A 16,779-nucleotide genomic window follows, 5' to 3' on the forward strand; every position below is an offset into this window, starting at 1 on the left:
CGCTCGTCGGGATAGAGCGGCGTCAGGTTGTCGAACAGCACCTTGTGGCGGACGTTCTCGGGGTTCTCGAAATTGGTCAGGTCGACCTTGACCAGGGCGAAGTAGCGCTCGCCTTCGCGCGGGGCCCGGATCGCGCCGTCCACCGTGTCGCCTGTGCGCAGGCCGAATTTGCGGATCTGCGAGGGGCTGACATAGATGTCGTCGGGGCCCGGCAGGTAGTTGGCTTCCGGCGAGCGCAGGAAGCCGAAACCGTCCTGCACCACTTCCAGGGTGCCGGAGCCGGAGATCTCCACGCCCTCCTCGGCCAGCACTTTCAGGATCGAGAACATCATGTCCTGCTTGCGCATGGAGTTGGCGTTCTCGACCTCGAACAATTCGGCGAAGGCCAGCAGGTCGGCCGGCGCCTTGTCCTTCAGCTCCTGCAGGCTCATGCGGGTGAGGCCCATGGTGGCGATGGTGTTGGCCACCTCGGAGGCCTCATCAGCATCGCCGGCGGCGTCGGCGTCGTCGGCGGGCGTCTCAGCGACCGCGGATTCGACGGCTTCGGCCTCTTCGGGGGCGTTGGTGTCGGGGGTTTCGTCGTGCATTGAATTCACTCGTGTTCGCCCTCCAGCCGGACGGAGTCCGGGCGCGGGCTGCTAGATGATGTGGGCGCCTCGTTGGTGAGGGGCGCCGGATGTCTTCGTCTTCGTGGGGGCCGGACAGCCACAGCGTCTGAGCGCTCAGCGGCCGGAAATGAGGCGGGGCGCGCCCCTGCCTGGGACGCGTAGGGGACGGAAACCACGAAAACAGGGGTCGGGTCAAGCAAACCCGCCGGGCCGCGCCCCGGGGTCAGCGCCGGCCGAACTCGGTGGTGACCGCCAGAACCATGACGATGGCGGCCAGGAAAGGCAGCTCGTTGGTCATCCGCCAGAATTTCGCGGTCCTGTCTCGGCGACCCGCAAGAAAAGCCCGGCGCGCGCGGCCCAGGTAGTGCTGCCACCCGGTCAGGAAGACCACGCCGGTCAGTTTCACCACCATCCACGGCTCGAGCAGGAATCCCCAGCCGGCGCTGCGGCGATGCACATCGACCCAGATCAGCAGCCCGCCTAAGATCCAGGCCGCCACCATCGCCGGGGTCAGGATGATCGCGTAGACCTTGCCTTCCCAGCGCAGGAAGTGGGTGTCGAATTCGCTGCCCGGGGGCGCGGTCTCGGTGTGGTAGGCAAACAGCCGCGGCAGGATCAGCAGGCCGGCCATCCAGGCGATCACCATGATGATGTGCAGCCCGCGCAGCAGATCGTAGACGCTGTCGTAGGTCATCCCGCCGCCCCAGCTCGCAGCGCGCAGTTCGCATGGCCGGCGGGGCAGCGCCAAGGCCCGTGCGGGGCCACGCCGCCAGGTCGCCCCAGCGCCTCCAGCACCGCGCGGCCCAGACCGGCGATGAAGCCTTCGCCGACGCCTGGCGTCCGCGCCCGCAGATAGGGCGCGCAGCCGACCTCGCGCGCCAGCTCGGCATATTCGCGATCCAGTTCGACCAGGGTTTCCACATGTTCGGAGACGAAGGCGATGGGCGCCACCACCGCGCCCTTGCCCTCCGCGCCGGCGCGGCGGATCTCGTCGTCGGTGGACGGGGTCAGCCATTGCAGCCGTCCCACCCGGCTCTGGAAACAGACCCGCCAGTCGGTGAGCTCCGGCAGCTCCGCCGCGATCGCCGCGGCGGTGGCCTCGATCTGGGCTCGGTAGGGGTCGCCGGCGTCGACGATCTTCTGCGGCAGGCCATGGGCGGAGAACAGAAGTCGCAGCCTCTCAGACTTGCCCGCCGCCTCCCAGACCCCGCGGATCGCCTGGGCGTGGGCGTCGACCAGACCCCGGTCGGTGGGATAGCAACAGATCGTGCGGCTGTGGCCAGGGCCGCGATAGACCGCGCGCCAGTCCTTCAGCGACGATGCCGTGGTCGTGGTCGAGTACTGCGGATAGAGCGGCAGCAGGACGATCTCGTCGGGCGCAAACGCCGCCACGGCCTGGGCGGTCTCCCGCGCGAAGGGGTCCCAGTATCGCATGGCGATGAAGCAGCGGGTTTCCATCTCCGGCGCCATGGCGTCCAGCACGGTCTCCAGGGCCGCGGCCTGGCCTTGCGTCTCCGGCAGCAGCGGCGAGCGTCCACCCATGAGCGCGTAGTTGGCCTGGGCGGTCTTTTCCCGCGTCGTCGAGATCAGCGCCGCCAGCGGGTAGCGCGCGACCGCCGGCAAGTCGATGATCGATCTATCTCTGAACAAATTGAAAAGAAACGGTTTTACAGCCTCTAGACGATCCGGGCCGCCAAGATTGAAAAGCACGACCGCCAGTTTCGTCACGAGCTTATGGCTTCCTTGCGCGTCGGGACCGTCGCCGACTTTCCGGTGACCCGCGCCACCACCCGGGCGATATGGGCGATGGGGGTGTCGGGCAGCACCCCATGACCCAGGTTGAAAATATAGGGACCGCCGCTCCATTGGGCCAGCAGGGCCTCGACTCGGGCATCCAGCGCTGCGCCGCCCGAACGCAGCAACAGGTTATCCAGCGCGCCCTGGATGGTCTTTCCATCGCTTTGCACGCGCCGGCCTAGCGCCGCGCTGGCCTGGGTGTCCAGCGCCACCCCTTGCACCGGAACGGCCCGTGCATAGGTTTCCACCAGGGCGCCGGCCCCGCGCGGGAAGCCGATGAACGGCGCTGTCACGCCGCCCGCGCGAACCTTCTCGACGATCGCCTGGTGCGGCCGGATCACGATCCGTTCGAAGACGTCCTCGGCCAGGCCTTCCGCCCAGCTTTCAAAGATCTTCAGCACCTGGGCCCCGGACCGCGCCTGCATGATCAGATAGCGGGCGGTGGCGTCGACCAGCACGTCCAGCAGGGCGTCCAGCTTTTCCGGATGCTCATAGGCGAAGGTTCGGGCGCCGGTGCGGTCGGAGCCTCGGCCTTCGATCATATAGGTGGCGACCGTCCAGGGCCCGCCGGCAAAGCCGATCAGCGCCCGATCCGGCTCTAGCTCCGCCCGGACGCGGGCCAGCGTCTCGCCGATCGCCGACAGCCGGCCCGTCGACGCCTCGACCTGATCGGCCATGCGCGGGATGTCCGGCAGCTCTCCGAGCCTGGGTCCCTCGCCGGTTTCGAACCACACCTCCTGGCCCAGCGCTCTTGGGATCAGCAGGATGTCGGCAAAGACGATGGCCGCATCCATGGGAAACCGGCGCATCGGCTGCAAGGTGGCCTCCGCGGCCATCTCCGGATTGTGACAGAAGGCGATGAAGTCGGTCGCCCGGGTGCGAAGTTCACGATATTCCGGAAGCGATCGGCCTGCCTGCCGCATGAACCAGATCGGCGGCCGATCCAGGATTTCCCCGGCGAGGGCGCGCAGGAGACGGGGCTGTTCGGTCGCGCTCATCAGGGCCTTAAATCGACTCTGGCTCGAAGTCTCAAGCCTGACGCCTCAGATCCGGCCCGGCCTGGCCTTCTGTTCCTATCCAAGACTTAGAAAAAGAGTTGGGGTGGCAGCGAAAGAGCCTGTCGAAAGGGTGGAAAAGCCGCCGGTCAGGGCAAGGCGCCGGACTTCTCCCCAGCTTGCTGATCGGGCAGCGGCGCTGACGCCGGGGCTGTGAATCCCGGGGAGGACCCCCAAACCCCCGGAGCGCCTTAAGGTTTTGTTAAGACCTTCGGTGAGCGTCGCGGGCGCCGATCAAGCTGCCCAGAGCCTGTCGACAACCCCCAGCTGGCTATCCCCACGACGCCGGCCCGGTGGGTTAATCAAACGTGAAGACCGGGTTTCATCCCGCCGATACATGTGGGGAGGGTCGGCGACCGCGGCGCATGCGATCTATCCCCATTCGCGCCCGGCTTCGCTAAGAGTGTTCCACAGGAATCGTCCCCAGGCATTTTGCATCAGGCCGCGCCCTTGACCACGTCCGCTCCCAGGCTCGCCACCTACTTCCATGTGCACCTGGTCTCCGATTCAACCGGAGAGACGCTGAACGCCATGGCGCGCGCGGTCTGCGCCCGTTTCGACAACGTCCTGCCGATCGAGCATATCTATGCCCTGGTCCGCTCGCAGCGTCAGCTTGACCGGGCGCTCGGCGACATCGAGGAGGCGCCCGGCGTGGTGATCCACACCATCGTCGATGACCGCCTGCGCGAGGCGCTGGAGGAAGGCTGCCGACGGCTGGACATGCCGTGTATCCCGGCGCTCGATCCGCTGGTCTCGGCCCTGTCGCGCTATCTCGGCTATTCGACCACGACCCGCGTGGGGGCGCATCTGCGGCTGGACAACGACTACTTCAACCGGATGGACGCGCTGAACTACGCCATCGGCCACGACGACGGCCAGGGCGGCCAGGATCTCGAACAGGCCGATGTGATCCTGGTGGGGGTGTCGCGCACCTCGAAGACCCCCACCTGCATCTACCTGGCGCATCGCGGTGTGCGCGCCGGCAATGTGCCGCTGGTGCCGGGACGCCCCCCGCCGGAAAAGCTGTTCGCCTTGAAGAAGACCCTGGTGGTCGGCCTGTCGATCTCGCCGGACCGGCTGATCCAGATCCGCCGCAACCGGCTGCTCAGCCTCAAGGAAAACCGGGAATCCAGCTACATCGACGTGGACGCTGTGCGCGACGAGATCGTCCAGGCTCGCCGGCTCTATGAACGCCAGGGCTGGCCGGTGATCGACGTGACCCGCCGCTCGGTCGAGGAGACGGCCGCCGCGGTGCTCAACCTGCTGCATGGCGGTCACGGCCAGGTCGAGGTGCTGGGGTGACTCTGGTCCTGGCCTCCAGGAGCGTGGCCCGCAGAGCGGTGCTGCAGGGCGCCGGCGTCACCTTCGAGACGGCCGGCTCCGGAGTTGATGAGGATGCGGCCAAGGCGGCGCTGCTGGCCGGTGGCGCGGATCCGCGCGGGGTCGCCGAGGCCCTGGCCGAACTGAAGGCCCTGGCGGTGTCGCGCGGTCGATCCGACCTGGTGATCGGGGCGGACCAGACCCTGGAATTCGAGGGCCGACTCTACGACAAGGCCGAAACTCTCGCCGAAGCCCGCGCGCGCCTGAAGATCCTGCGCGGCAAGCCGCACAGGCTGCATTCCGCCGTGGCGGTGGCCAGAGACGGCGCGGTGATCTGGCGCGAGACCGTCAGCGCGACCCTGACCATGCGCGCCTTTTCCGACGCCTTCCTTGAGGCCTATCTGGCCGCCGAGGGCGGGGCGGCGCTGGGCTCGGTCGGCTGCTACCGGCTGGAAGCCCAGGGCGCCCAGCTCTTCGCATCGATCGAGGGGGACTATTTCACCATCCTTGGCCTGCCGCTGATGGGTCTGCTCGATCTGCTGCGTCGGCGCGGAGAGCTGGCGCAATGAGGCGCGCGATCAGCGGAAACACCCGGGTCGCGGCCGTCGTCGGCAGCCCGATCGTCCATTCGCTCAGCCCGGTGCTGCATAACGCCTGGCTGGAAGCCGCGGGGATCGACGGGGTCTACGTGGCCCTGGAGGTCGATGAGCCGGGCTTCGCGAGCTTCATCAAGGGGCTGCGGGCCACCTCGCTGGCCGGGCTGAACATCACCCTGCCCTACAAGGAATCCGCCCTCGCGGCGGCGCATGACGCACATCCCAGGGCGCGTCGCGCGAAGGCCGCCAACCTGCTGAGCTTCGGCGACCACGGAACAATCTGGGCAGACAACACCGACGGCCTGGGCCTGCTCGAGGCCTTCGCCGAGCAAGCGCCGGGGTTCGATCCTAGGGCCGGACCGGTGGCGATCGTCGGCGCTGGCGGGGCGGCGCGGGGCGCGGTCGCCGCCCTGCTCGACGCCGGCTGTCCAGAGATCCGCATCATCAACCGCACGCCAGCCCGCGCCGAGGCGCTGGCGACCGAGCTGGGCGGCCAGGCCTATGATCTGTGCGACGCCGAGGCCGTGTTCTTCGGCGCCCAGGCGGTGATCAACACCACTTCGGCCGGGCTGACGGACGGCCCGCCGCTCGACCTGCCGCTGGCCGCGACGCCGGAAGCCTGCGTGGTCATGGACATGGTCTACAAGCCACTCGTCACCCCGTTCCTGGCGCAGGCCCAGGCGCTGGGGCGCCCGACCGTTGATGGTCTGGCCATGCTGATCGGCCAGGCGCGGCCCTCGTTCGAGGCCTTCTTCGGCCAACCGCCGCCGCGCGATCTCGATGTCCGGACCCTGGCGCTGAGGGCGCTGGGCGCATGATCCTGATCGGCCTGACCGGCTCCATCGGCATGGGCAAATCGACAACCGCGGCGATGTTCCGCGAGGCCGGGGTGCCGGTCTATGACGCCGACGCCGCTGTCCATGACCTCTACGACACGGGTGGGGCGGCGGTCGGGCCGGTGGGCGAGGCCTTTCCCGGCGCGGTCAAGGACGGCCGGGTGGATCGCGAAGCGCTGCGCCAGGTAGTGCTGGGCGACCCCGAGGCGCTCAAGCGGCTGAACGCCATCGTCCATCCCCTGGTCGGTCGCGACCGGGTGGGGTTCTTCGCCAGGGCGCAGGCGCAGGGCGCCGACCTGGTGGTGCTGGACATCCCGCTGCTGTTCGAAACCGGCGGCGACGCGGGCGTCGACGCCATCGTGGTGGCGAGCGCGCCGGCGCCGATGCAGCGCGAACGGGTGCTGGCCCGGCCCGGCATGACCCCCGACCGGCTCGATGCGATCCTGGCCCAGCAACTGGCCGACGCCGACAAGCGCGCCCGCGCCCACTTCGTGGTCGACACCTCGCGCGGCCTGGATCCTGCCCGCGAGCAGGTGGCGCGGATCATCTCAGCGGTGCGCGATCCGGGGTTCCGATCCGCCCGCGACGGCGCGGCCGGTTGAAGATCGGCGCGAAGCGCGGCATCTAGAGCTATGGCCCGCGAGATCGTCCTCGATACGGAAACCACCGGCTTCGAGCCCTCCCAGGGCCATCGGATGGTGGAGATCGCCTGTCTGGAAATCGACGACTTCGTGCCCACCGGCCGCAGCTTCCACACCTACATCGACCCCTGCCGCGACATGCCGCCCGACGCCGAGCGGGTGCACGGGCTTTCCGGCGCGTTTCTGCGGGGCAAGCCGCGGTTCGAACATCCCGAGGTGGTCGAGGCCTTCCTGGAATTCGTCGGCGACGCGCCGCTGATCGCCCACAACGCCGGCTTCGACCGGGCCTTCATCAACCACGAGCTTGGGGTCGCCAAACGGGCGCCCCTGCACGAGGCTCGCTGGATTGACACCCTGGCGCTCGCCCGCGTGCGCTTTCCGGGGATGCACAACTCGCTCGATGCGTTGTGCAAGCGGTTCAGGATCTCGCTCGCCGAGCGCGACAAGCACGGCGCCCTGGTGGACGCTCGACTGCTGGCGGGGGTCTATCTGGAGTTGCGCGGCGGCCGCGAGCGGCGGCTGGAACTCGGCGCCGCGGCCATGACCGGCGTCGCCGTGGCCGCCAGCCGCGCGGCCTACGGGCAACGGCCCCGGACGCTGGCCCCCCGCTCAACGCAGGCGGAACGCGAGATCCATGCCGCGTTCATCCGCGACGGCGTGCAGAACGAGGGCCTGTGGAAAAAGCATGGGGTCTGAACCCCGGCTCCGCCCGCGGGAAGCGGGTCGGCGCCTATGTCTGGCGCGCGCCCTGTCTTCCACCAAAGGCCAAACCAGCCAGCGCTGGAAGGGCTCTCAGGCGTGTCCGACCTGCTGGTCGGCCTGGGCCTTGCGGGCCTGATAGACCCCGGCGAAGTCGATCGGATCGAGCAGGAACGGCGGATAGCCGCCGTCGGAGGTCACGTCGGCGATGATCTTGCGCGCGAAGGGGAACAGATAGCGCGGGCACTCGATCAGCAGGACCGGCTCCATGTCCTCGGCGTCGACACCGGCGATCTGGAAGACCCCGCCGTACAGCAGCTCAACCACGAAAACAGCCCCATCCTCACGGCTGGCCTTGGCCGACAGCTTCAGATCGACCTCGTAGAAGCCGTCATCCCGGCCGCGCGCGTTCATCTCGACGCCCAGGTCGATCTGCGGCTGGGCTGTTCCGCCGCGCAGACTCTCCGGCGCCCGCGGATTCTCGAACGACAGGTCGCGAATGAACTGGGCAAGGATGCGAATGCCGGGGACAGAGGGCGCCTCGGCGGTGTCGGGAGCGCCGCCGGCGCCGGCGTCGAGATCAGTCATGGGTCGGCTTGAATCCGTGAAGGGAACGCGCAAGGGTCGCGTCCTGTGCGGCGGTCGGGCTATCATGGCGCCCCAGGCGATGCAACGCCGCCCCTGACGCGGGCGTTGCATCGTCCTATAGTGAAGACGCCGGCGCGCCCGCGCCGCGGAAGGACCGGTCGTTGCAAGTGCTTGAGCTGATCATCTTCGCCGGCCTTGCGGCCATCGTGCTGTACCAGCTCTACGCCGTGTTGGGCCGCCGCGTGGGCCGCCAGCCCGAGGACGCGCCAGCTGTCCCGACCACGCCTGCGGCGGCCGCGGCGGACACCCAGGCCCCGGCTATCGCCGAGGGCGTGGCCCTCACCGGCCTGGCCGCGGTCAAGGCCAAGGATCCAGGCTTCGACGTCAGCCGGTTTCTGGGCGGCGCCAAGGGCGCCTACGAGATGATCGTCAAGGCCTTCGCCGCCGGCGACCGGACTCAGTTGCGCAATCTCTTGGCGCCCGAGGTGATGGCGGGGTTCGACACCGCGATCGCCCGGCGCGAGGCTGAGGCGCGGACCGAGACCGTGGAATTCCTGCACCCGCCGCGGGCCGACCTTGAGCGGGCCGAGGTTCTGGGCGCGGATCTGGCGCGGGTCACCGTGCGCTTCCTGGCCGAGTTCCGCAGCCGCACCAAGGGGCCCGAGGGGGAGGGCGTGGAAGATCGGCGCACGGCCGAACTCTGGACCTTCGAGCGCCACCTCAAGAGCCGCGATCCCAACTGGATACTGGCCCACGTCGACGCCGCCGAGGCTTGAGGCCGCCGCTGCAAGCCCCCGGCTGCAAGGCCCGCGTTTCGCGTGCGCCGCCCCGCGCACTCGCCCAGGCCCTGGCCGCGCTGCTGCTGTCCGCCTGCGCCACGGCCCATCCAGGCTCGCCCCCGCCCCGCGCCCCGGAGCCCCGCCCGCCGATGACTCCCGCGCCGCCGTCCTCGGCCTGGCGCGCGCCGACCCCGCCGGAGGCGGAGCCGCGCAGCCTGCCGCTGACCGCGCTCAGGGGGTGGGAGGCTGAGGACCACGCCGCGGCCCTGGCGGCCTACCGCGAGACCTGTGGCGCGGCGCGGGATCCGGCGCTGGCGCGGGCGTGCCGCAACGCGCGCGCTGTCGGCCCCCTCGGGCAGGAGCAGGCCGAACGCTACTTCGAGGCCAACTTCCGCGCCGAGCCGCTGGCGGGCTCCGGCGTCCTGACCGCCTACTTCGCCCCGGAGTATCCGGCTCGCCGCAGACCCGATGACGCCTTCAGCGCGCCGGTCCGCCCCAAGCCCGCTGACCTGCAGATCGTCGACGCCGGGTTGTTCGATCCGACCCAGGCGGGCCGGCCCGGGGCGGCGCGCGACACCGGCGACAGTCCGCTGGCGCCCTATCCCGACCGGGCGGCCATCGAGGCCGCGCCGGCGGCGCACGCCCTGGCCTGGATGCGGCCGGAGGACCTGTTCTTCCTGCAGATTCAAGGCTCCGGCGTGCTGACCTTCGAGGACGGGACGCGGATGAAGGCGCTCTATGCCGCCAACAACGGCCGGGCCTTCGTCGGCATCGCCAACGCCCTGCGCGACCAGGGCCTTCTGGCCCGCGACAACACCTCCGGCGAGGCGATCCGCGCCTGGCTTGCCGCCCATCGTGGACCGCAGGCCGACGCGATCATGCGGCTGAACCCACGCTACGCCTTCTTCAGCCTGGTCCCAGACGACGGCCGACAGCCGGTGGGCTCGGCGAATCTGCCCTTGCCGCCCGGCCGCGCCCTGGCGATGGACACCGCCTATCATCAGCCGGGCGAGCTCTACTGGATCGACGCCGGCGCCCCGATCCTGCAGGGCGCGTTCCCAACCTATCGCCGCCTGGCCATGGCCCTCGACACCGGCGGCGCTATCAGGGGTGACATCCGCGCCGACCTCTACCTGGGCGCCGGCGCGGCGGCGGGAACGGAGGCCGGCCGCGTGCGCCACACCCTGCGGCTCTATCGGCTGGTCCCGAAGGACGCGAGCCCGTGAAGCGCCCCCTCAAGCCCGAGGAACGGCAGATCTGGGGCATGGTCGCCGCGACCGTGCATCCGCTACCCGGCAAAGCGACGCCCAGCGTCGAGGTTTCCGACGCGCTCACCGCGCCCGGGACGCCGCAGGGCGCCGCGCGGATCGCCGCCCCGAGCGCCCCGACGCCGAAACCCGCAAGGCCGCGCCCGTCCCTCGACAACATCGAACCGCGCCGCAAGCACCGCATCGCCCGGGAACGCGACCCGATCGGCGCGCGGCTCGACCTGCATGGCCTCGACCAGGATCGGGCGCGCGGCGTGCTCGAGCGGTTCCTGACCCGCGCCTGGGACGAAGGGTTCCGCGCCGTGCTGGTGATCACCGGCAAGGGGGTGCGGGGCGACGGCGTCCTGAAGCGCCGGACCCCGGAATGGCTGGCCGCGCCGCACCTGGCGCACATGGTCGCCGGCATCTCCGACGCCGCCCGCCACCACGGCGGCGAGGGCGCGCTCTATGTGGCGCTGAAGCGGAAGGAGCGGGGCTAGGGTCTTCCCCCGGTACGGGGGAAGACACTCGCCGTCAGGTTTTCCGCCCGGCCTTTTCGTCGAGTCCCGACGTCCCCTCGCGGGCCTCGAGCCGCGCGGCGACCTCGTCCAGCGAGACCCCGGCCGCGGCGAGAACCACGAGCCAGTGGTAGATCAGGTCGGCGCTTTCGGCGGCCAAGGCGGACTTATCCCCTTGCGTCGCGGCGATCACCGTCTCGATGGCCTCCTCGCCCAGCTTCTTGGCTGCGAGCGAGGGGTCGGCCAGCAGCCTGGCGGTGTAGGACGCCCCCGCATCGCCGCCCTTGCGACGGTCGATCACGCCGGCCAGCCGCGCCAGGACGTCTGCGAAACGGCTCATCCTCCTACGCTCCCAGCGGAGCTTCGGAGGACAGGTGCGGAGACCTCCGCCAGGCGCACGGGGATCCGGGCGGCGGCCATGGCGCGCTTTACCTCGCCGATGGAAACCTCGCCGAAGTGGAAGATCGAGGCGGCCAGCACCGCGTCGGCCCCGCCCTCGGTCACCGCCTCGACCATGTGCCGGGCATTGCCGGCGCCGCCCGAGGCGATCACCGGCACCCCGACGGCCCCGGTCACGGCGCGCAGCAGGTCCACATCATAGCCAATCTTGGCGCCGTCGCGGTCCATGGAGGTCAGCAGGATCTCGCCGGCGCCGCGCGCCACAGCCTCGACGGCGTAGTCGACGACGTTCAGGCCGGTGGCGGTGCGGCCGCCATAGGTGAACACCTCCCAGGCGCCCCCCGTCCGCTTGGCGTCAATCGCCACCACCGTGGCCTGGCTGCCAAAGGCGTCGGCGCAGGCGGCGATCAGGTCGCGGTTTTCCACCGCGGCGGTGTTGATCGAGATCTTGTCGGCCCCGGCCAGCAGCAGGCGCCGCGCGTCCTCGACCTTGCGGATGCCGCCGCCCACCGACAGCGGCATGAAGCAGGCGTCCGCCGTGCGGGCGACCACGTCGAGGATGGCGCCGCGGTTCTCGTGGCTGGCGGTGATGTCGAGGAACATCAGCTCATCGGCTCCGGCGGCGTCATAGGCGCGGGCCTGTTCCACCGGATCGCCGGCGTCGCGCAGGGAAACGAACTGCACACCCTTCACCACCCGGCCGTCCTTGACGTCCAGGCAGGGGATGACGCGCACGCGCAACATCAGGCGGCGGCCTTCAGCGCGGCGTCGGGCACGATGGCGCCATTGTAGAGCGCGCGGCCCAGGATGGCGCCGGCGATCTCCACGCCCTTGCGGGCCTTCAGCCGCACGATGTCGTCGACCGTGGCCAGGCCGCCGGCGGCGATCACCGGAATGGCCACCGCGTCGGCGATGGCCCCGAAGGCTTCGACATCGAAGCCCATGACCGTGCCGTCACGGTCGATGTCGGTGATGATCAGGGCCGAGACGCCGGCGTCCTCGAAGCGGCGGGCCACGGTGATGGCGTCGAGGTCACTGTCCTCGGTCCATCCCTGCACGGCGACCTTGCCCTTGCGCACATCGACACTGACCGCGATCTGCTCGGGCCAGGCCTTGGCGGCCTCGCGCACGATCTGTGGGTCGCGCACGGCGACCGTGCCCAGGATCACGCGGGAGACGCCGGCCTCGATCCAGCCCTCGATGTCGGCCAGGGTGCGGATGCCCCCGCCCAACTGCACCGGTACGGAGACGGCGCTGAGGATCGCCTCGACCGCGGCATGGTTCACCGCCTTGCCGGAGACCGCCCCGTTCAGGTCGACCACATGGATCCAGTGGAAGCCGCCGTCGACCCAGGCGCGGGCCTGGGCGGCGGGGGAGGTGTTGAACACCGTGGCGGTGGCCAGGTCTCCGTGGACGACCCTCACGCACTGGCCGTCCTTCAGGTCGATGGCGGGGTAGAGGATCACGGTCGCCACTCCAGGAAGCGCGCGAGAAGGTCGAGGCCGACGGCTTGCGACTTCTCCGGGTGGAACTGCACGCCGGCCACATTGCCGCGCGCCACGGCCGCTGGAAACCGCCCGCCGTGGTCCACATAGGCGCTCACGTCGCGTTCGTCTTTCGGGAAAAACGCGAACGAGTGGGTGAAATAGACCGGCTGCCCTTCTTTCTGACCAGCACCGGCGCGCAGGCCGCCGAACACCGGGTGATCGGCGACGTCGCCGAGGCTGTTCCAGCCCATGTGCGGGATCTTGATCGCCGGATCGTCGCGTTCCAGGCGCGTCACCTCGCCGGCGATCCAGCCCAGGCCGGGCGTCTTGCCGAACTCCAGACCGCGCGAGGCCAAAAGCTGCATGCCGACGCAGATGCCGAGAAACGGCGCGCCCCTCGTCTGCACCGCCTCGGTCATGGCCTCGATCACGCCCGGGCGAGCCTCCAGCGCGGCCATGCAGGCGGCGAAGGCGCCGACGCCGGGCAGCACCACACGGTCGGCCGCGGCGATGGCGCCGGGGTCATCGGTGACCACGATCTCGCAGCGGTTGTCGGCGGCGCGGATCAGGGCTTTTTCGGCCGAGCGAAGGTTGCCCGACCCGTAGTTGATCAGGGCGACGCTCTGCATAAGAAGGAGTCCTTACTTGGTTGCGTGTCCTGCGGAAAAGTGGAGGCCACGTTTCCTGTCCGTCGCTCCGCCTCAGAGCACGCCCTTGGTGGAGGGGGCGTGGCCCCTGGTCTTCGGATCAAGCTCTACGGCGTGACGCAGGGCGCGAGCCAGGGCTTTGAAACCGCTCTCGGCGATGTGGTGGGAGTTCACCCCGTAGAGGGTCTCCAGGTGCACGCAGGCGCCGCAGTTCATGGCGAAGGCGTGGTGGAATTCCTTGAACAACTCGGTGTCCATGTCGCCGACCTTGGGCGTCTTGTAGGCTACGTTCCAGATCAGATAGGGCCGGTTCGACAGGTCGATGGCCGCCCGCGTCAGGGTCTCGTCCATGGGGATGTAGGCGTGGCCGAACCGGCGCACACCCTTGAACCCGTCCAGCGCCTTGGCGAACGCCTGGCCCAGCACGATGCCGGTGTCTTCCACCGTGTGGTGCATGTCGATGTGCAGGTCGCCCTTGGTCTCGATGGTGGCGTCGAAGCCGCCGTGCCGGACGAAGCTTTCCAGCATGTGGTCGAAGAAGCCGATGCCGGTGGAGACCGTCGATTCCCCGGAGCCGTCCAGATCGAGCACGATCCGGATCTGGGTTTCCTTGGTGTTGCGGACAACCTCCGCCGTTCTGGCCGTATCAGGGCGGCTCATCGTCTAATATCCCTTGCCCGCCGCCAGGCCCCTCAACGAGACCAGCGGTCGCGGACCGTAGTGCGAGATCACCTCGGCGGCGGCCAGGGACGCAAGCTCGCCGCACTGCTGCAACGGGCGGCCCTGGCTGAGGCCGAACATGAAACCGGCTGCGTATTGGTCGCCGGCGCCGGTGGTGTCCACGACTTTTTCCACCGCCTCGGCCTTCACCGTCAGCCGTTCGCCCTGCGAAAGGATCACCGAGCCGGCGGCGCCGCGGGTCACGGCGGCCAGCTTCACATGCGGCCGCAGCGCCTCGATGGCGGCGTCGAAGTCGTCGGTCTGGAACAGCGCGGTCAGTTCGGTCTCGTTGGCGAACAACAGGTCCACCTGGCTTTCGATGAACCCCATCAGGCCGCCGCGGTGGCGTTCCACCACGAAGCCGTCCGACAGCGTCAGCGCGATCGTCCGCCCCGCGCCATGGGCTAGGCCCGCGGCCTTGGCGAAGGCGCGCCGCGCCGCCTCGGCGTCGAACAGATAGCCCTCAAGATAGACGATCTTCGCCGCCTCGACGGTGGCGGCGTCCACATCGCTGTCAGTGAACTCCACCGAGGCGCCGAGGTAGGTGCACATGGTCCGTTGCGCATCGGGGGTGACGTTGATCATGCTGATGGCGGTGCCCGGCCCTCCGACCAGGGGGGCGTTCTCGAACCGGGCGCCGATGGCGCGCATGTCGTGGGCGAACACCTCGCCCAGCTGGTCGTCGGCCACCTTGCCCATGAACGCGCCCCGGCCGCCGAAGCTCGCCAGGCCGGCGATGGTGTTGGCGGCCGAGCCGCCGGACGCCTCGACGCCTGCCGCCATCTTCGCATAGAGCGCCGCCGACCGCGCCGGATCGACCAGCATCATGGCGCCCTTGTCGAGCCCGTTCTCAGCCAGGAAGGCGTCGGTGGCGGGTGCGATCACGTCGACGATGGCGTTGCCGATGGCGGCGACGTCGTAGAGGTCTGGCATGGGTAAGCTTTCGAGGCGGCGGCGAGGGCGGGGCTTAGCGAAGATGTGGCGGCGCGGCAAACCTGCGACCTAGCGGAAAAGTCTCAATCCCGCCTGAACGCGGTCATTTCGCCATGAACAGGCTCCAGGAAGGGCACAGGTCCGCCACCACGCACGCCGCGCACTTTGGCCGACGCGCGACGCAGACATAGCGGCCGTGCAGGATCAGCCAGTGATGGGCGCGGGTCTGCAGGGGCGCCGGGACGATGGCCATCAGTTGGGCCTCGACCTGGTCCGGCGTCTTGCCGCGCGCCAGGCCCAGACGGTGGGCGACCCGGAACACATGGGTGTCGACGGCGATGGCCGGCTCGATCCGCAGCTCGTTCAGCACCACCGAGGCGGTCTTGCGCCCGACCCCCGGCAGGGCCTGCAGCGCTTCGCGGGTCAAGGGGACCTCACCCCCATGCTGCTCCAGCAGGATGCGGCTGAGCGCGATGACGTTCCTGGCCTTGGTGTTGAAGAGACCGATCGAGGCGATGAACGCCTTAAGCCCGGCTTCGCCCAGCGCCAGCATCGCGGCCGGCGTGTCGGCGACCGCGAACAGCTTGCCCGTGGCCTTGTTGACCGAGATGTCGGTCGCCTGGGCCGACAGCGCCACGGCCACCACCAGGGCGAAGGGGCTGGCGTAGTCGAGTTCGGTGCGCGGGTCTGACTCCTGGTCCTCGAACCGGCGGAAGATCTCGGCGATCCGGGCCTGTTCAGCGGGCGGAAGAGCTTTCTTGCGGGGCGCTTTTTTCGCGGTTTTCGGACTTTTCGCCATCGCCAGACAGGATGGAGCCCGCGCGGCCTTCCGCCAAGGCGGTTTTCGGGCCTATCTTGCCGGCCAGATGTCCGGTCAGACCTACATGGACGCGGTGATCACGCCGCACCGCTCGCTCTCCGAGCGCGGCTTCATCGTGCTGATTTCTGTGGTCACGGTGAGCAACTGCATATCCTCGGCGGTGTTCGTGCATTTCGGGGCGACCCTGGTGCCGATCTTCATGGCGCTGGACGTGCTGGCCGTGCTCGTCGCCTTCACGGTCAGCTTCGCCTCGGCGCGGCGGGTGGAACGGGTGCAGGTCACCGCGCGCGAGGTCCTGGTCACCCACGAGGCGCCCAATTGGCGGCGCGTGGTCTGGGAAAGTCCGACGGCCTTCACCCGCGTGGCGGTCGAGCGGGAGGAGGACCGCACCGTCGGCCTGCGGCTGGCGCTTTCCGGCCGCGACGTCGCCGTGGCCCAGTCGCTCAGTCCCCGCGAGCGCGGCGAATTCGCCAAGGCGCTGGAGCGCGCGATCTGGGAAGCGCGGCGCGAACGGAGCTAGAACGCCCCCTCGCCCCTCGACCGATCGCGCCGGGGACACGATGAGCGTTGCGCCCGCGGGGACAACCGCCAAGATGGGGGCATGGTGTTCAGCGACACAGAGATCGACCGCTATGCCCGCCACTTGGTGCTGCGCGAGGTGGGCGGCCCCGGACAGCAGAGGCTGAAGGCCGCCCGTGTGCTGATCGTCGGCGCCGGCGGCCTGGGCTCGCCGGCCGCGCTCTACCTGGCCGCCGCCGGGGTGGGCGAGCTGATCCTGGTCGATCCCGATACTGTGGACCGTTCGAACCTGCAGCGTCAGGTGCTGTATGCCGAGGCCGATATCGGCCGTCCCAAGGTCGCGGCCGGCGCCGCGCGGCTGCGCGAGCTCAATCCGCATATCGCCGTCTCCGGCCGCCCTGTCGCGTTCGACGCTTCGACAGCGGACGAACTGTGCGAGGGTGTCGATGTGGTCCTCGACGGCACCGATGATTTCGGCGTGCGCTACGCGGTCAACGCCGCCTGCGTGCGGCACGGCAAGCCTCTGGTCTCCGGCGCAATCGGCCGATGGACGGGGCATGTCGGGGTATT

The 16,779-nt window shown here is 69.6% G+C and carries 22 protein-coding genes; 10 read left to right on the plus strand and 12 right to left on the minus strand.

What is annotated here, in order from left to right; genetic code table 11:
- The 4 genes from RMN86_RS08210 to hemE form a co-directional block, all read right to left on the minus strand.
- Positions 1 to 587, minus strand: a 587-nt coding sequence (locus RMN86_RS08210; RefSeq protein ID WP_309605346.1) for a Rho termination factor N-terminal domain-containing protein, incomplete at its 3' end; no start/stop codon positions are given.
- A 244-nt stretch (positions 588 to 831) separates the two neighbouring features.
- Entirely contained in the window at positions 832 to 1,302 is a 471-nt protein-coding gene (locus RMN86_RS08215) for a CopD family protein (RefSeq protein WP_309605347.1), read from the minus strand.
- Entirely contained in the window at positions 1,299 to 2,336 is a 1,038-nt protein-coding gene (gene hemH, locus RMN86_RS08220; protein ID WP_309605348.1) for a ferrochelatase, read from the minus strand. The genes RMN86_RS08215 and hemH overlap by 4 nt, the downstream gene beginning before the upstream one ends.
- The gene (gene hemE, locus RMN86_RS08225; RefSeq protein ID WP_309605349.1) at positions 2,333 to 3,403 is read right to left on the minus strand and encodes a uroporphyrinogen decarboxylase; all 1,071 of its coding nucleotides are present in this window, start codon (positions 3,401 to 3,403) and stop codon (positions 2,333 to 2,335) included. The genes hemH and hemE overlap by 4 nt, the downstream gene beginning before the upstream one ends.
- 507 nt (positions 3,404 to 3,910) lie before the next feature.
- On the opposite strand from hemE, the gene RMN86_RS08230 reads away from it, so the two are divergent.
- Genes RMN86_RS08230 through dnaQ form a run of 5 tightly spaced genes read left to right on the plus strand, consistent with a single transcriptional unit; the run spans position 3,911 to position 7,549 of the window.
- Complete coding sequence (locus RMN86_RS08230) at positions 3,911 to 4,762, plus strand: pyruvate, water dikinase regulatory protein (protein WP_309605350.1); 852 nt, start codon at positions 3,911 to 3,913, stop codon at positions 4,760 to 4,762.
- Entirely contained in the window at positions 4,759 to 5,349 is a 591-nt protein-coding gene (locus tag RMN86_RS08235; RefSeq protein ID WP_309605351.1) for a nucleoside triphosphate pyrophosphatase, read from the plus strand. The genes RMN86_RS08230 and RMN86_RS08235 overlap by 4 nt, the downstream gene beginning before the upstream one ends.
- Positions 5,346 to 6,194, plus strand: a complete 849-nt coding sequence (locus tag RMN86_RS08240) for a shikimate dehydrogenase (RefSeq protein WP_309605352.1) — start codon at positions 5,346 to 5,348, stop codon at positions 6,192 to 6,194. Before RMN86_RS08235 ends, RMN86_RS08240 begins: the two co-directional genes overlap by 4 nt.
- On the plus strand, positions 6,191 to 6,814 hold the full coding sequence (coaE, locus tag RMN86_RS08245) for a dephospho-CoA kinase (RefSeq protein WP_309605353.1): 624 nt from the start codon (positions 6,191 to 6,193) through the stop codon (positions 6,812 to 6,814). Before RMN86_RS08240 ends, coaE begins: the two co-directional genes overlap by 4 nt.
- Before the next feature lie 30 nt (positions 6,815 to 6,844).
- Positions 6,845 to 7,549 carry a DNA polymerase III subunit epsilon gene (dnaQ, locus tag RMN86_RS08250; RefSeq protein ID WP_309605354.1) on the plus strand — a complete coding sequence of 235 codons (705 nt, stop codon included), beginning with the start codon at positions 6,845 to 6,847 and terminating at the stop codon, positions 7,547 to 7,549.
- 96 nt (positions 7,550 to 7,645) lie between these two features.
- Here dnaQ and secB read toward each other — a convergent pair whose 3' ends face one another.
- A complete protein-coding gene (gene secB / locus RMN86_RS08255) occupies positions 7,646 to 8,140 on the minus strand; it encodes a protein-export chaperone SecB (protein ID WP_309605355.1) in 495 nt (164 codons plus the stop codon).
- Between the two features lie 167 nt (positions 8,141 to 8,307).
- Between secB and timA the strand changes: the two genes are divergently transcribed.
- From timA to RMN86_RS08270, 3 genes are all read left to right on the plus strand, one after another.
- The gene (timA, locus tag RMN86_RS08260) at positions 8,308 to 8,916 is read left to right on the plus strand and encodes a TIM44-related membrane protein TimA (RefSeq protein ID WP_309605356.1); all 609 of its coding nucleotides are present in this window, start codon (positions 8,308 to 8,310) and stop codon (positions 8,914 to 8,916) included.
- 152 nt (positions 8,917 to 9,068) lie between these two features.
- Complete coding sequence (locus tag RMN86_RS08265) at positions 9,069 to 10,145, plus strand: MltA domain-containing protein (RefSeq protein ID WP_309605357.1); 1,077 nt, start codon at positions 9,069 to 9,071, stop codon at positions 10,143 to 10,145.
- A complete protein-coding gene (locus tag RMN86_RS08270) occupies positions 10,142 to 10,666 on the plus strand; it encodes a Smr/MutS family protein (RefSeq protein ID WP_309605358.1) in 525 nt (174 codons plus the stop codon). The genes RMN86_RS08265 and RMN86_RS08270 overlap by 4 nt, the downstream gene beginning before the upstream one ends.
- 34 nt (positions 10,667 to 10,700) lie before the next feature.
- Here RMN86_RS08270 and RMN86_RS08275 read toward each other — a convergent pair whose 3' ends face one another.
- The 7 genes from RMN86_RS08275 to nth form a co-directional block, all read right to left on the minus strand.
- A complete protein-coding gene (locus RMN86_RS08275; RefSeq protein ID WP_309605359.1) occupies positions 10,701 to 11,024 on the minus strand; it encodes a phosphoribosyl-ATP diphosphatase in 324 nt (107 codons plus the stop codon).
- Positions 11,021 to 11,827, minus strand: coding sequence for an imidazole glycerol phosphate synthase subunit HisF (hisF, locus tag RMN86_RS08280; protein WP_309605360.1), 807 nt, complete (start codon positions 11,825 to 11,827; stop codon positions 11,021 to 11,023). Before hisF ends, RMN86_RS08275 begins: the two co-directional genes overlap by 4 nt.
- Positions 11,827 to 12,549, minus strand: a complete 723-nt coding sequence (gene hisA / locus RMN86_RS08285) for a 1-(5-phosphoribosyl)-5-[(5-phosphoribosylamino)methylideneamino]imidazole-4-carboxamide isomerase (RefSeq protein ID WP_309605361.1) — start codon at positions 12,547 to 12,549, stop codon at positions 11,827 to 11,829. Before hisA ends, hisF begins: the two co-directional genes overlap by 1 nt.
- The gene (gene hisH / locus RMN86_RS08290; protein WP_309605362.1) at positions 12,546 to 13,199 is read right to left on the minus strand and encodes an imidazole glycerol phosphate synthase subunit HisH; all 654 of its coding nucleotides are present in this window, start codon (positions 13,197 to 13,199) and stop codon (positions 12,546 to 12,548) included. Before hisH ends, hisA begins: the two co-directional genes overlap by 4 nt.
- A 72-nt stretch (positions 13,200 to 13,271) precedes the next feature.
- Positions 13,272 to 13,877, minus strand: a complete 606-nt coding sequence (gene hisB, locus RMN86_RS08295) for an imidazoleglycerol-phosphate dehydratase HisB (RefSeq protein WP_309605363.1) — start codon at positions 13,875 to 13,877, stop codon at positions 13,272 to 13,274.
- 3 nt (positions 13,878 to 13,880) lie between these two features.
- A complete protein-coding gene (locus RMN86_RS08300; protein ID WP_309605364.1) occupies positions 13,881 to 14,870 on the minus strand; it encodes an adenosine kinase in 990 nt (329 codons plus the stop codon).
- Between the two features lie 103 nt (positions 14,871 to 14,973).
- Complete coding sequence (nth, locus tag RMN86_RS08305; protein WP_309605365.1) at positions 14,974 to 15,669, minus strand: endonuclease III; 696 nt, start codon at positions 15,667 to 15,669, stop codon at positions 14,974 to 14,976.
- 67 nt (positions 15,670 to 15,736) lie between these two features.
- Here nth and RMN86_RS08310 point away from each other — a divergent pair, with 67 nt between their 5' ends.
- Together RMN86_RS08310 and RMN86_RS08315 are read left to right on the plus strand one after the other, a co-directional pair.
- A complete protein-coding gene (locus RMN86_RS08310) occupies positions 15,737 to 16,210 on the plus strand; it encodes a DUF2244 domain-containing protein (protein WP_309605366.1) in 474 nt (157 codons plus the stop codon).
- 81 nt (positions 16,211 to 16,291) lie between these two features.
- Positions 16,292 to 16,779 (plus strand): HesA/MoeB/ThiF family protein (locus tag RMN86_RS08315; RefSeq protein WP_309605367.1); only part of this gene is annotated, 488 nt, incomplete at its 3' end.

Source organism: Phenylobacterium sp. (assembly GCF_031360265.1).
Taxonomy (GTDB): domain Bacteria; phylum Pseudomonadota; class Alphaproteobacteria; order Caulobacterales; family Caulobacteraceae; genus Phenylobacterium.